The following is a 14,445-nucleotide window of genomic DNA, read 5'->3' as shown; positions in this document are numbered from 1 at the left end:
TTGCGTATGTCTTGTGTGTTTTGAGCAAAGTTTGACTAATCAGTCAAAAAAATATCTTTTCGAGCCTCAAGTCTTTGCCTTATGGAAAACTGAAATGAGTTTTTCTGTGCATACGGAGGGTTCTGTGGGTTATCAAGTCGGCGATATGGTCGTCTATCCTCGTCATGGTGCGGCTCGAGTCGAGGAAATTAGTGAACGCACTGTCAAAGGTATTACTAGGCAATACTTACGCTTAGTTGTATTGTCTTCAGATGGTTTAGAGATTAATGTCCCAGTAGACAATGTCAAAAAAGTTGGCGTTCGAGATATTGTAGGCGCAAAAGAAGTTGCTAAAGTTTTTGAAATTTTACGCACTCCTATTCTCGAAAAAGAAATGAATTGGTCTCGTAGATACAAGCTTAATGTTGAGAAAATCGCTACTGGCGATGTTAACAAGATTGCAGAAGTTGTTCGAGATTTATCACAGCGAGATGTAGACGAACATGGTTTGTCTGCAGGAGAAAAGCGTATGCTTGCTCGCGCTCGCAGTATTCTTATTTCGGAAATTGCATTATCTGAAAAGATTGACGAAGAGCAGGCAGAACGCTTGTTAAATGTGAATCTTGGATATGCTGATCCTCTGCCTGGAGATGAGCAACACCATACTCAAGCTCCAGAAGAAGCTGCTGCAGATACTCTTAGATTGCTTGCCGAGAGGTCTAAAAAATCTAAAAAGAAGTAGGACATAAAACTAAAAAGAAATAGGACATAAAAATTCACCTCCTAAGTTATAAAAATTTAGGAGGTGAATTTTATTCTTTATTTATATTTTTTTATATCTTCCTATATCTTCTACTTATTTTTATTTTTCAGATTTACTTTCCAGGATCCTGCTGACCTTTGTTAGACCTACTTGGATCTGGCTTAGAAACTGTAGGCTTTTCTGTAATAGGCTTATTTTGCTGAGAGGCTTCGTGCTTTCCCAACTCTTTTCTCATGTTAATCGTAGCTTTACCGGCATTGTCAATGTCTTCGCAAATTTTCATAACCCATTTTCTTAAATCGGTTGCATACGTTGGCATGAGCTCGTTAACCCACATCACAGACGTGTAGCTTCTTCCAGCTGTTCCAGTCAAAATGCTTATGTCAGTATTATTGCGTTGACTGTTGTTGATTATTACGTCAAATTTTCTTTCTTCTATTAATTTCTGGAATTTGTCCACATTAGTCTTATCAATAGCATCGTCTTGAGCAGCCTGAGTAGCATATTCTTTAGGAGTAGAATCCTCTATATTCATATCTGACATAAGCCAGAAAAGAATAGGATTAGTCGACGCATACTTTAAGTTTTTGTGATCTTTACCAAACTTTTCAATATACTCGTCAAGATTCTTTTCTTGAGATTTAACAGTATTAAGTCTTTTAGTAAAAATCTTCTTCTTTGACGGAAGAATCTTAGAGAAAACGTCGCAAATATTAGACGCCATAGCACTTCTCGCATCTTTGGACAACCATAAGTAAGGATTATCACCATTTAAAGCGCCAACTGTAGAAGCAGCATTTACTGTTTCGCTCTTTTTAGATAAGTATTTTGCAATCCAACTGTCATATCCAGCCCCGTTAGAAATCACAACTTGTGCATCATAAAGTTTTTGCAAATCCTTACTGGATGGTTTAAATGAGGAGGAATCAACATCTGGCTTGTTTATTATTGACTTAACAACAACATCGTTGCCTCCGATCTCTCTGGCTAAGCTTGCCCAAGATTCAAGTGTGGAAACAACTTTAATTTGTTTAATTTCTTTTTTTGTATGTGTTGTTTTTTCAGAAGATTGTGAATTTGCACCGCACCCAGCCATGCCAATCAACATTGATGGCACAATTGCGCAAGCTAAAATCGCTTTGCATATTTTCTTTGCGCGACTTAAATGAAAAGTATTTTCACACATCTTTGCGCCCCTTCCGTAAACAGCGTGCACGTACAAAAGTGTGGTACTGCTGTGGTACAGCTAATAAGTTGTATTACTAATAATAAATACCATTCTATTATTAATATCCTGTTATTAGTAGTTGTGTCGCGCACCTCTATACCTCACGATAGCCTATCCATACGAATATACTACGTGTACGAATTGTATTAGATGATTTGTAAGTTGAACATAAGAATTAACATGCGAGCTGGGAAGTGAATCATGGTTGTTGTATTAGATGGGAAAGCGCTAGCTGCAAGTATTAAAAGCGACTTAAAAAATAGAGTAGAAAAGCTTAAAGAAAAGGGCATTAATCCAGGGCTTGGAACGCTTTTAGTTGGAAGCGACCCTGGTTCGTTGAAGTATGTTGCTGGAAAACACAAGGATTGCGAAGAAGTGGGGATTCGCTCAATCCGATGCGATTTGCCAGAAGACGCTAGCGAATACGAAATTCTTACTGCTGTCGAAAAATTAAATAATGACCCTTCCTGCACAGGTTTTATAGTGCAATTACCTTTGCCAAAAGGCGTGGATTCTAAGAAGATTATTGAGGCAATAGACCCTGCAAAAGATTGCGACGGAATGCATCCGTACAATTTAGGCGAGCTGGTTATGCATATTTCGGGAGATATTGTTACACCTCTTCCATGCACGCCGCGAGGAATTTTGGCACTGCTAGATGCTTATAACATTGATCTTGAAGGCAAAAATGTGTGCGTACTTGGACGAGGAATTACTGTTGGACGAACAATCGGGCTGCTTCTTACGCGCAGGGGAGTAGATGCAACTGTAACATTATGCCACACGCGCACGCGCGATTTGCATGATATTATGATGCGCTCCGACGTTATTATTGCAGCAATGGGCAGCACTGGATTTGTAAAGCCTTGCGATGTTAAGCCTGGATGTGTGTTGGTTGATGTTGGTGTATCGCGCGTTTTTGATGAAGAAGTGGGCAGATATCGTGTAAAAGGCGATGTTGATGTTGCTTGTAGAGAAGTCGCGGGAGCGTATTCGCCAAATCCTGGTGGAGTGGGTCCAATGACTCGCGCAATGCTATTGGCTAATGTTGTTGACATGGCTGAGCGAGCAGCAAGCGGCGAGTAGTGTTAAGTAGCAAATATCAAGTAGCGCGACACGCCCGAAGTAAAACGGCGATTTTGGCTATGCCTATATATAACATTGACAGAGCGCGTGCATAGTGCGCGTACAAAAGTCATAATTTAATATCGAGTAATATCCACCCCAAGAAGAAACCACTAATAAGTAATGGCAGAGAATAATAACGAAGTCGCCAAGGTTGCGATTAATGATATTGGCACCGAAGAAGACTTCATCAAGGCAGTCGATTCAACCATCAAGAATTTTGACGATGGTGATTTAGTTGAAGGTACAGTCGTAAAGATTGATCACGACGAAGTATTGTTGGACATCGGCTACAAAACTGAAGGTGTAATCCCTTCCCGTGAACTTTCCATCAAGAAAGACGTTGATCCAGATGATGTTGTTGAAGTTGGCGACACCATCGAAGCCCTTGTTGTAACTAAGGAAGACAAGGAAGGACGTCTTATTCTCTCCAAGAAGCGTGCACAGTATGAGCGTGCTTGGGGTGATATTGAGAAGATCAAGGATGCAGACGGTATTGTTGAAGGTACCGTTATTGAGGCTGTTAAGGGCGGCTTGATTGTAGACATCGGTTTGCGCGGCTTCTTGCCAGCTTCCCTCGTTGAAATGCGTCGCGTTCGCGATCTTTCCCCATACATTGGCCAGAAGATTAAGGCTAAGATTCTTGAGCTCGATAAGAATCGCAACAATGTTGTACTTTCTCGTCGTCAATTCCTCGAGGAAACCCAGTCCGAAGTTCGCGAGACCTTCCTTTCGCAGCTTAAGAAGGGTCAGATTCGTGAAGGCGTTGTGTCTTCTATCGTGAACTTCGGCGCATTCGTTGATCTCGGCGGTGTTGACGGTCTCATTCACGTTTCCGAGCTTTCTTGGAAGCATATCGATCACCCATCCGAGGTTGTTAAGGTTGGCGATAAGGTCACTGTTGAGGTTCTCGACGTTGATCTCGATCGCGAACGCATCTCCCTCTCCCTTAAGGCAACTCAGGAAGATCCATGGCAGCGCTTCGCTCGTACCCATGTTCCTGGACAGGTTGTTAAGGGTAAGGTCACCAAGATTGTTCAGTTCGGTGTGTTCATCTCCGTTGAAGACGGCATCGAAGGCTTGGTTCACATTTCCGAGCTTGCTAACCGTCATGTAGAGAACCCAGAAACTGTTGTTAAGGGTGGCGAAGAAGTATTCGTTAAGGTTATTGACGTAGACCTCGATCGTCGTCGTATCTCGCTCTCCTTGAAGCAGGCTAACGAGGCTGTTGATCCAAATTCTGAAGATTTCGATCCAGCTCTCTACGGCATGCCAGCTGAGTATGACGAAGAAGGAAACTACAAGTACCCAGAAGGCTTCGATCCAAACACTAACGAGTGGATTGCTGGTTACGAGCAGCAGCGCGAAGAGTGGGAAGCACAGTATGCAGCAGCTCACGAATTGTGGGAGCAGCACAAGGTGTTTGCCGCTAAGGAACTCGCAGCTGCAGCAGAATCCGCAGCCGCTGATGGTCAGAACGAAGAAGCTGAAAAGAAGCCAGCTAAGGAAGAAAAGAAGGAAGAAGTTGCTTCCAACTATTCTTCTGAAGCAGCTAGCGAAGGTGCTTTAGCTGATTCCGATCAGCTCGCAGCTTTGCGCGAACAGCTTTTGAGCGAAAAGAAGTAGTTTCTACTTTCTACTAGAAGTTTATTAACAATTGCCCTGATGAGTTACCATCGGGGCAATTTTGTTTATGTTTGGTTACTGTTTGGTTACTGTTTTGAGTATGTTTTACGAGTATTTTTGTGACTCAAGTTTTGTAATTAAATATAGGTACAATTAATTTTCTTTTAAGAATAATGATTATATGATGCTTTTAAACATTAATCATAATTCTTAAAAGGATTGGTGAAGATTATGAGCACGTTTGATAACAATCAGAAAAATCCTCAGTTCCCTTCGTATGATGGTAATAATGAGGAAAACGCTAAAGCAACTTTAGTAAGCTCGCGCAATAAAATTGTTGCAGGTTTGCTAGCGATTTTCTTAGGATTTTTAGGTGTGCACAATTTTTATCTTGGTTTTAAAGGAAAGGCGATTGCACAGCTGCTTATTTCTGTTCTTTCTTTTGGTTTCCTGTTGATTATTACGGGAATATGGGCATTGGTTGAGGGTATTTTGATTCTTTGCTCAAAGCCTGGAAGTAAGTGGCACAAAGATGCTGATGGTGCTGAGTTAAAAGACTAAAAATAAATATTTAGTATTAAGATTTATAAGTAATTTTACAAATAAAAGATGCGTTTTAGAATTCAATTTCCAAAACGCATCTTTTATTTTTTATGCCTAAAACATTAGAACAAATGAATAATATAGCAAATATACTTATTCTTTAATATTGCATATTTTTTAATTTCATTAATGCTGCAGAGATAGCTATTAATAGAATCATTAAAGCATAAGGAATAGTTGTGTTGATTCCAGTTTTTTGCATCATTCCTCTATTCTTTGCTAAAGCATTGCCAGATTTGCTATAATGCTTATCATTATTTTCATTATCAATGCTGTTGTTATCCACATTGTAATTATCCTGTTTTGCTTTTGAAGAGTAATGATAATTCGTTCTGGAATCGTCTGTATTAGAATAATCCTTTCTGTAATTTTGAGAATATTCTTTATCTATGTTAAATGTGCTGCTATTCTGTTTATTGTTATTCTTATTTATCTCCTCTTCGGATTGTGTTGTTTCAGGATCTTTTCCTGTTTGTGTATCAGTATGTGATTGATTGTTAGGTAGAGGATCTGTTTGAGTACTAGAATCTTTAGTTTCACTTGCAACATTTAAAGTTATACTCGTTTCAAATGATAATTCTGTGCTTGAACGATCTTGATTTTTGTTTGCAGACGCAATACGAATTTTTGCAGTAAGTTTATCTCCAACTTTTGCTGTTTTAGGCACTTCAATTTTCAAAGGAATATATGTAGTTTTATTCGCTTCGATTGTTATAGAATCGCTTGATGCAGTAAAATCACTTGTATTTATAGACGTAGCTTTAATATTTTCATATTTAGTACTCGTAGGATTTACCACAGGAAGACTTATCTCTTTGGTGGATAGATTAATTTTAGTTGTGGAAGCTAAGGTTATGTTAGGACGTATACTTAACCAGTCAGCAGAAATTCTCGTATACATTATGTCATTATTATCGCCCTCATATAGAAGACCATAGCCGCCTCCTGCTTTTTGGCTTAAAGCTTGAATAGTGGAGTACGCCATTGCACCATTCTTGAATCCCTTTTCTTCTGTCCAATTTTCTCCATCATTATATGAGACACGTATCAAGCCATTTGCTCTTCCAGAACCAGAAGAAGATGAATATAAGAGGATTTTAGCTGCATCAGATCCAATTGGAGCATCTGGGAATGCTCTTGTTATTTGAGCGTTATTACCTGGATCTGGCAGTGTCTCATCTTTGTATGCTTTACCATACGTTTCTCCGCCATCATTAGAAAAAGCAATGATTCTATGATTATTTGCACCGCCTTCATGTGGTCTAGAGTTTAACATAATTCTTCCATCAGAAAGCTCTACAACCTTATTTTCATCCATATGGCTTTGTTCTTTACCTAGTCCAACTGGATTTCCAGCTTTCCAAGTTACTCCATGGTCATCAGAGTATACAGATACTGCTTGCCACTTCTCATTGTTTCTTTGCACACTTCCATTGGAACTGTTTACTATTGCGTATTGTTGTATTAAACGACCTTTATATTTTCCGTATTTTAGTTGAATACCATGCCCAGAAGTAGCAAATCTAGCTCGTTCATTTTTTGGATATTTAGTTATGTCTTTAGTTATAACTTTTGGCTCACTCCAAGTTAAACCGTTATCTTTTGAGCAAGTAACAGCAGCGTCTAAAATATGTCTATCACTTTTATCTGTACTAGCTGTAGAATCCCATACGCCACCATCGTATGATTTTACGAAGAATAAGAAAATATTGCCTGTTTCTTGGTCTACAACATATGAAGGGTCAGAGAATCCATATTTATTTGAGAGTCCATCTTTATTTGAGTTTTCTTTTCCTTTTGCTACGATTTGTATTTTTTCAAAAGTTTTTCCACCGTCTTTAGATATTCTTTGAACAATAGAATTTGGATTAGGGGCATCAGCTGCACCATTTGGTCGATAATCCCAAGCTGTAAGAATCCAACCATTGTTAGCTTCAGCTATTGCAGGTATTCTATAATAAGGTTTTCCAGTTAGTCCTTCCACAGTTTGACCTATTGTTGCTAATCTAATAGGATCCCCGTCTTTTCTAGGCCTTGGAACTGGATTAATATTTGTAACTTTTTCGCCAATTAATTTTGGAGTAGATATAACTTCATTACCATTTGCATCTTTGCTAATTTTCCAATCGGTTGACGGAGTGAAACCTTTTTCTTTAATGTCAGAATTCTCTGTTATATGGAATCCTTGCGTGCATGATACAGTTTTTCCTGGTTGTAGATCTCTCCATCTACAGTTACCATTATTTCCTTCAACGGCCACAGCAGTGAGATTACTTTTAGTTGGCCAAACAGTCACATTGTGATTAGTATTATTTGTGTAAGTCAGCTTATATCTTAGCGTATCCCCAACTCGAACATCATTTTTTAAATCATCCGTACGTGTAATCGTAAATGTTACTGGTTCAGTTTGTTCGGGGGGGGGGGTAGTTGCTGATGCTACACCTATGCTAAGTGACACAATTGTTGCAGATGTAAGAATTGCTGAGAAAATATTTTTGCAAACTTTATGCGCTGTTCCAATCATTATATTCCTTTCTTCATTGAAGGCGTATAAGTAATTACCTATAAATTACATCTTTGTCTTTATAGTTTGCGAGAACAATTACCTCGTATCTGTAGATTCTAAATCATTCATATGACATGTGACGTATGTTGAATTTTATGATAAAAAGAAGAAATTATATTGATTAAGTGAATATAAGCGAAAATATTTCGAAAATAATAATTAGTACTTATATAACGATGGTTATGTAAAATCAAATATGCATATGTCGATTAAATATGTTGTGTTGTAATACGGATAGTAGCTTGTATAAAGGATTTTTATGAAGAACATTGAAATTAAAAAATTAGATTATTTAGAAGCCAAAGATAATATGAATATAATTTTAGATTTATATCTAAAAGCATTCCCTAAAGAACTGGATCGTATAGATAATGTTCGTGAGCGCATATTAGATAGTTTGAAAGATAACAATAGTGCGCTTTTACTTGTTGCTACAATGAATAATCGTATTATCGGTGTTTTATATGGCATAGAATTATTACAAGATAATTGGTATGCGAATAAAATTAAGCCATTTTTATCAGAAAATTATGATTGGTACAATCAAAGCTTAGAGCTAAATGAGTTGTTTGTAGATCCTGAGTTTCAGCATATAGGCGTTGGCAGTGCGCTTATGAAGAAAGTCGAAAATCTTAAATTATATAAAACAATAATTTTATCTACAGAAAAAGATAATAATGCTGTTGCTTTAGATTTTTATAATAAGCTTGGATACAGTTTATTAACCGATAATTGGAAATCTTATTACGGGTCTATTTACTGCGTGCTATATAAGAAGTTTTAGTTGGGTCAATTAAAACTTACGTTATTGTGAGAAATGTATCGTTTATAATCAAAATATGACAATGATGCGGATTGCGGTAAAGGGCGGAATTGCAGCTGGAAAATCTACAGTAGCAAATCATTTGCGTTCGCTTGGCGCGTTTGCTATAGATTACGATGTTTTAGCGCGTGAATGAGGCTTCTACCGAAGGTGCTTTAGCTGATTCCGATCAGCTCGCAGCTTTGCGTGAACAGCTTTTGAGCGAAAAGAAGTAGTTTTCTACTAAAATCTTATAAATAAGATGCCCTCGGTGAGTAATCATCGGGGCATCTTTTAATATCTTTAGTAATAACGCTTTGATTTATTAATTTTTTATTATACAGTTTTTAAGAAAATAAATTTCTTACGAGAGAAAGTGTGATTATTGTGAGTGATTTAGATAAGCAAACTGGAGATTACTCAGGCTCTGACGGACAGACTCAGTACGGACAACCACAGTACAATGATCAGTCCCAGCAGTATAACCAGGCTCAGCCACAATATAACAACCAATCCCAGTATGGTGCTCAGCCTCAGTACAATGCTCAGCCACAGTATGGTCAGACTCAGTATAATCAGAATTCATATGCTCAGCCTCAGTACAATGCTCAGCCGCAATATGGTCAGTACTCTCAGTCTACTCCTCAGTACAATCAAGCATCTTCATACTCTAACTATGGGTCTAATTATTCATCAAACACATACAGAAGCTCTCGTAACAAGATTGCTGCAGGCCTGTTAGCGATTTTCTTGGGCGCTTTGGGTGTGCACAATTTCTATCTTGGTTTTAAAGGCAAGGCTATTGCCCAGCTTCTTATTTCTATTCTTTCTTTCGGCTTGCTGGCTTTTGTTTCTGGAATTTGGGCATTTATTGAAGGAATTTGCATTCTTTGCTCTCAGCCTGGTTCTAAGTGGCATAAGGATGCCGATGGTGCTGAACTTCAAGACTAATTTTACAATTACTATTTAGCATATAATGCCCCGGTAATTAGTTACTGGGGCATTAATTATAATCAAAATATGACAATGATGCGGATTGCTGTAACGGGCGGAATCGCTGCTGGAAAATCTACAGTAGTAAATTATTTGCGTTCGTTTGGCGCGTTTGTTATAGATTACGATGTTTTAGCGCGTAAAGTAGTGGAACCGGGAAGCGCAGTCTTGCAGAAAATCGTAAGCATTTTTGGGGAAAATGCTGTTAAGAATGATGGCTCTTTAAATCGCGAGTTTATTGCGGAGCATATTTTTGGCGATGATGTAAATCATAAGCAAGCGTTAAGCAGGATTGAGTCGCTTATTCATCCTGCTATTTATGATTTAGCGAAGACTTTAGAAGGTGAGTATATAAGCGAGTATTCTAGGAAAATTTCTAAAGAAGATTGCAGTGAACGAGCATCTTTAAGATCTGTTATTGTGCACGATATTCCGCTTCTCGCGCAAGTAATTGACAGCATTCCATTTAGTTTTGATCATATTATTACAGTTGAAGCACCTAAAGATGTTCGCATTGCGAGAATGATAAGCGAGCGCAAAATGAGCCAGAATCAGGCGGAGCAGCGCATAAGTAATCAAGTTGAAGAGATTGAGCGCAAAAAAATCGCGGATTTTGTAGTTGATTCCACAAAGCCTATGGAAGTTATGCTTAAAAGCGTTGATTCAAAAATTAAAACGTGGATTAGTAAGGAGCATTAGAGACTCAAAGGAAAAATCGCAAGCAACCGCGCGATTGTTAGGCTTTAATAAAATAAATAAAATGCTCTTGATGCTCTTGGAGAAAAAATAATGTCGAATAAAATTCAGCGCACAAACAAGCCGTTTGTAGTAAAAGCTCCGTATGCGCCTTCGGGCGACCAGCCGCAAGCAATCGAAGAGCTGGCTAATCGCATTGAAAACGGCGAAAACGACGTTGTTTTAATGGGCGCAACTGGCACTGGTAAAACTGCTACAACCTCTTGGCTAATTGAGCGTTTGCAACGACCGACACTTATTATTGAACCGAATAAAACTCTTGCGGCTCAACTTTGCGCGGAGTTTCGTGAGCTTATGCCAGATAATGCTGTGAGCTATTTTGTGTCTTACTACGACTACTATCAGCCAGAAGCGTATATTCCGCAAACAGACACGTATATTGAAAAAGACTCGAATATTAACGACGATGTTGAGCGTCTTCGTCACGCAGCTACAGCGAATTTGCTTACGCGCAGGGATTGCGTTGTTGTAGCTACTGTTTCTTGCATTTATGGACTTGGTACCCCAGAGGAGTATGCCGAGCGAATGCTTATGTTAAGCGTTGGGGAGCAGCTTGAGCGAGACGATTTATTACGTCAATTTGTTAGCATGCAATACAAGCGCAATGACATTGCTTTTACGCGCGGAACTTTTAGAGTGCGCGGTGACACAGTTGAGATTATTCCAGTTTACGAAGAATTAGCTGTGCGAATTGAGTTCTTTGGTGACGAAATCGACAGAATTACAATGTTGCATCCGCTTACTGGGGAAGTGATTCGCCAAGAGAGTAGTGTTCATATTTTCCCTGCATCTCACTATATTGCGGGTCCTGAGCGCATGGAGCGCGCGCTTGAGGCGATTGAGAAAGAGCGCGACGAAAGAGTTGCACAGCTTAAAAAGCAGAACAAATTGCTGGAAGCTCAGCGTTTGGAAATGCGAACTACGTACGATTTGGAAATGCTTCGACAGGTTGGAGTGTGTCCAGGAGTGGAAAATTATTCGAGGCATTTTGACGGGCGCGATGCAGGCACGCCTCCGCATACGCTTCTTGACTTTTTCCCAGACGACTTTTTGCTTGTTTTAGATGAGTCGCACGTAACCGTGCCGCAAATCGGAGCTATGTATGAAGGCGATGCTTCGCGCAAAAGAACGCTTGTGGAGCATGGTTTTAGACTGCCTTCTGCAATGGATAATCGCCCGTTAAAGTGGAAAGAATTTTTGGAGCATGTTGGTCAAACTGTGTATCTTTCGGCAACACCTGGAGATTACGAGTTGGGACTTTCGGATGGCGTAGTTGAACAGATTATTCGCCCAACTGGCTTGCTTGACCCTAAGATTGAGGTTCGACCTGTGGAAGGGCAGGTTGACGATTTGCTTGCGGAGATTAAGGCGCGTGTTGCAAAAGATGAGCGCGTGCTTGTTACTACGCTTACAAAGAAAATGGCGGAAGACTTAACTGATTACTTTTTGGAGCTTGGTATTAAAGTTGAGTACTTGCATTCGGATGTTGATACTTTGCGCAGAGTGGAGCTTTTGCGCGAGCTTCGCGAAGGAAAAATTGATGTGATTGTTGGCATTAATTTGCTTCGTGAGGGTTTGGATTTGCCGGAAGTTTCGCTGGTTGCGATTTTAGATGCAGATAAAGAAGGCTTCTTAAGATCTTACCGCTCGCTTATTCAGACGATTGGCCGCGCTGCTCGTAACGTTTCTGGAACTGTTATTATGTATGCGGATGCTGTTACGGATGCTATGAGCAAGGCGATTAGCGAGACAGAGCGCCGCCGCGAAAAGCAAATCGCGTACAACAAGGCTCACGGAATTGACCCTAAGCCTTTGCGAAAGAAGATTAGTGACGTGAACGACATGCTTGCTAAAGAGGATGTTGATACTCAAACTTTGCTAGCAGGCGGTTACAGGAATGCTAATAAGGCTGGGAACTCGCATTATGGCGTGCCAAAAGAGCCAAATCTTGGGCAGCAAAGTAAAGAAAAGCGTATGGCGAATATTTCTGAGTTGCCGCAAGACGATATTATTTCTTTAATTAAGAATCTGAGTGAGCAGATGCATGTTGCTGCAGAACAGTTGCAATTCGAGCTTGCAGCGCGATTGCGTGACGAAATACGCGATCTAAAGAAAGAATTGCGTCAAATGGATGAGGCTAATAAGTGAGTATGATTAATCGTGAGTTAATCGCGTATAAATAAGCTAGTAGTGATTAATCGTAGCTAGTCGCAAGGTAATAGTGTTTTAATAAATGAGTGTTGCTAAGTGATAAGTGTGCCTAATAAATAGACGCGATAAATAAATAAGCGCGAGTTTTGTCTATAGGTCACAATTTGCTGGTACACTATTACTCGGAAAGTGGGTATTTTCCCATTTAAAAATAAACAAAGGAAACAGGCAGGCATTATGAGAAAAGCCAAAATTGTTGATACTATTGGACCAGCTACCGAATCGTTAGAGGGTATTACCAAGCTTGTTGAAGCTGGCATGGATGTTGCTCGCTTAAACCGTTCGCATGGCACTCCTGAAGATCATTTGCGCGTTTACAACAATGTGCGCGAAGCTTCAAAGACCACTGGTCGTAATGTTGCTGCTCTTGTTGATTTGCAAGGTCCAAAGATTCGTTGCGGCTGGTTCAAGAAGAACGCTGAAGGCGAAGACAAGGTTTATTTGGAAGAGGGTCAAGAGTTCGTCATAACCACAGACGATATTGAGGGTGATGAGCATCGCACTTCCACAACCTTCAAGGGTTTGCCAGGAGATTGCCACGCAGGCGATCCAATTTTGATTGATGACGGCAAGGTTCGTCTTGAGGTTACCAAGGTAGAAGGCAACGACGTACACACTAAGGTTGTTGTTGCTGGCCCAGTTTCTAGCCACAAGGGCATTAACCTTCCAGGCGTTGCCGTTTCTCTTCCAGCATTGACCGAAAAGGATGAGTCTGATCTTCGTTGGGCTATTCGCACGGGTGCAGACATTATTGCAATGTCGTTCGTGCGTTTTGCTACCGATATTGATCGCGCTCACGAAATCATGGACGAAGAAGGCCGCCGCATTCCAATCGTTGCAAAGATTGAGAAGCCACAGGCTGTTGCAAACTTGGAAGAGATTGTTAAGACCTTTGATGGCATTATGGTTGCTCGTGGAGATATGGCAGTGGAGATGCCACTTGAGCAGGTTCCACTCGTTACCAAGCGCTGCATTGAGCTTTCTCGCCAATACGCAAAGCCAGTAATCGTTGCTACTGAAGTTCTTGGATCAATGGTTAACTCTCCAGTTCCAACTCGTGCAGAGGCTTCTGATTGCGCTAACGCTGTTCTTGACGGCGCCGATGCAACTATGACATCTAACGAGACCGCAGTCGGCAAGTATCCAGCAGTTACCGTTCAGACCATGTCTCGTATTTCTCAATACGCGACTGAAAATGGCTATGATCGCATTCCATCTGTGGAGCTTGACATGTCTAGCACGGGTGCAGTTTCTTCTGCAGCTGTTGACTTGGCGGACAAGCTTAACGCTAAGGCGATTGTTGCTTACACTCAGACTGGTCGCACTGTGCATCGCATTTCTCGCGAACGCCCAGCTGCTCCAATCTACGGCTTGACCAACAATGAGCACACTTATCACTGGTTGGCTTTGAGCTGGGGCACTGAAGGCTTCTTGATTAGCGAGGACTACCACGATATGAACCGTCACGATCTTATGATCTTCACCGACAAGGTTCTTCGTGAAGCTGGTAAGGTTGAAGACGGCTACAAGATTGTTGTTTTGAGCACTGCTCAGGGTGAGCGCCAGGCTGGTCGTACCGACTCTATTTACGTTCACACCGTTGGTGCTTGCGATTAATCTCTAGTTGATTGCTAGTTAATCGTTAGTTTTTTTAAACGCGCATCCTTTTGGGTGCGCGTTTTCGTTTAGCATGAATCTGGTGATTTCTCACGCTACGATTTAAACTCGAAGTCGTCTATTCCCGCGTTTGTTTACCATTTGAGCCAAAAAGGGAACAAACGCAGTAATGAAAA

At 40.4% G+C, this 14,445-nt stretch carries 11 protein-coding genes and 1 pseudogene; 10 read left to right on the top strand and 2 right to left on the bottom strand.

Features of this window, described 5'->3' with window-relative positions; genetic code table 11:
* The first annotated feature begins 124 nt into the window (after window positions 1–124).
* Window positions 125–721, top strand: a complete 597-nt coding sequence (locus HXT25_RS00420) for a CarD family transcriptional regulator (RefSeq protein ID WP_009994378.1) — start codon at window positions 125–127, stop codon at window positions 719–721.
* 133 nt (window positions 722–854) lie between these two features.
* Here the strand turns inward: HXT25_RS00420 and HXT25_RS00415 are convergent, their stop codons facing one another.
* Complete coding sequence (locus tag HXT25_RS00415; RefSeq protein WP_004114839.1) at window positions 855–1,928, bottom strand: metal ABC transporter solute-binding protein, Zn/Mn family; 1,074 nt, start codon at window positions 1,926–1,928, stop codon at window positions 855–857.
* Between the two features lie 243 nt (window positions 1,929–2,171).
* Here HXT25_RS00415 and HXT25_RS00410 point away from each other — a divergent pair, with 243 nt between their 5' ends.
* From HXT25_RS00410 to HXT25_RS00400, 3 genes are all read left to right on the top strand, one after another.
* Complete coding sequence (locus HXT25_RS00410) at window positions 2,172–3,056, top strand: bifunctional methylenetetrahydrofolate dehydrogenase/methenyltetrahydrofolate cyclohydrolase (RefSeq protein ID WP_020759463.1); 885 nt, start codon at window positions 2,172–2,174, stop codon at window positions 3,054–3,056.
* Between the two features lie 162 nt (window positions 3,057–3,218).
* Complete coding sequence (gene rpsA, locus HXT25_RS00405) at window positions 3,219–4,721, top strand: 30S ribosomal protein S1 (protein ID WP_004113153.1); 1,503 nt, start codon at window positions 3,219–3,221, stop codon at window positions 4,719–4,721.
* A 231-nt stretch (window positions 4,722–4,952) separates the two neighbouring features.
* Complete coding sequence (locus HXT25_RS00400; RefSeq protein ID WP_009994376.1) at window positions 4,953–5,282, top strand: TM2 domain-containing protein; 330 nt, start codon at window positions 4,953–4,955, stop codon at window positions 5,280–5,282.
* A 142-nt stretch (window positions 5,283–5,424) separates the two neighbouring features.
* Here HXT25_RS00400 and HXT25_RS00395 read toward each other — a convergent pair whose 3' ends face one another.
* Window positions 5,425–7,848: a sialidase family protein gene (locus HXT25_RS00395; RefSeq protein ID WP_422118555.1), complete on the bottom strand. Its 2,424-nt coding sequence runs from the start codon at window positions 7,846–7,848 to the stop codon at window positions 5,425–5,427.
* A 301-nt stretch (window positions 7,849–8,149) separates the two neighbouring features.
* Between HXT25_RS00395 and HXT25_RS00390 the strand changes: the two genes are divergently transcribed.
* The 6 genes and pseudogenes from HXT25_RS00390 (at window position 8,150) to pyk (ending at window position 14,269) form a co-directional block, all read left to right on the top strand.
* The gene (locus tag HXT25_RS00390) at window positions 8,150–8,674 is read left to right on the top strand and encodes a GNAT family N-acetyltransferase (protein WP_016833167.1); all 525 of its coding nucleotides are present in this window, start codon (window positions 8,150–8,152) and stop codon (window positions 8,672–8,674) included.
* Between the two features lie 55 nt (window positions 8,675–8,729).
* Window positions 8,730–8,846, top strand: a pseudogene (locus HXT25_RS00385) (dephospho-CoA kinase); the annotation flags it as partial.
* 224 nt (window positions 8,847–9,070) lie between these two features.
* Complete coding sequence (locus tag HXT25_RS00380) at window positions 9,071–9,643, top strand: TM2 domain-containing protein (RefSeq protein WP_020759461.1); 573 nt, start codon at window positions 9,071–9,073, stop codon at window positions 9,641–9,643.
* Window positions 9,644–9,712: 69 nt separating this feature from the next.
* Complete coding sequence (gene coaE, locus HXT25_RS00375) at window positions 9,713–10,384, top strand: dephospho-CoA kinase (protein ID WP_422118554.1); 672 nt, start codon at window positions 9,713–9,715, stop codon at window positions 10,382–10,384.
* Window positions 10,385–10,474: 90 nt separating this feature from the next.
* Complete coding sequence (gene uvrB, locus HXT25_RS00370; RefSeq protein WP_422118553.1) at window positions 10,475–12,589, top strand: excinuclease ABC subunit UvrB; 2,115 nt, start codon at window positions 10,475–10,477, stop codon at window positions 12,587–12,589.
* Window positions 12,590–12,829: 240 nt separating this feature from the next.
* Window positions 12,830–14,269: a pyruvate kinase gene (pyk, locus tag HXT25_RS00365; RefSeq protein ID WP_422118552.1), complete on the top strand. Its 1,440-nt coding sequence runs from the start codon at window positions 12,830–12,832 to the stop codon at window positions 14,267–14,269.
* Window positions 14,270–14,445: the final 176 nt, after the last annotated feature.

It is taken from the genome of Gardnerella sp. DNF00476, assembly GCF_049262735.1.
GTDB classification, from domain to species: domain Bacteria; phylum Actinomycetota; class Actinomycetes; order Actinomycetales; family Bifidobacteriaceae; genus Bifidobacterium; species Bifidobacterium vaginale.
This window is presented reverse-complemented; position numbering and strand designations above follow the sequence as displayed.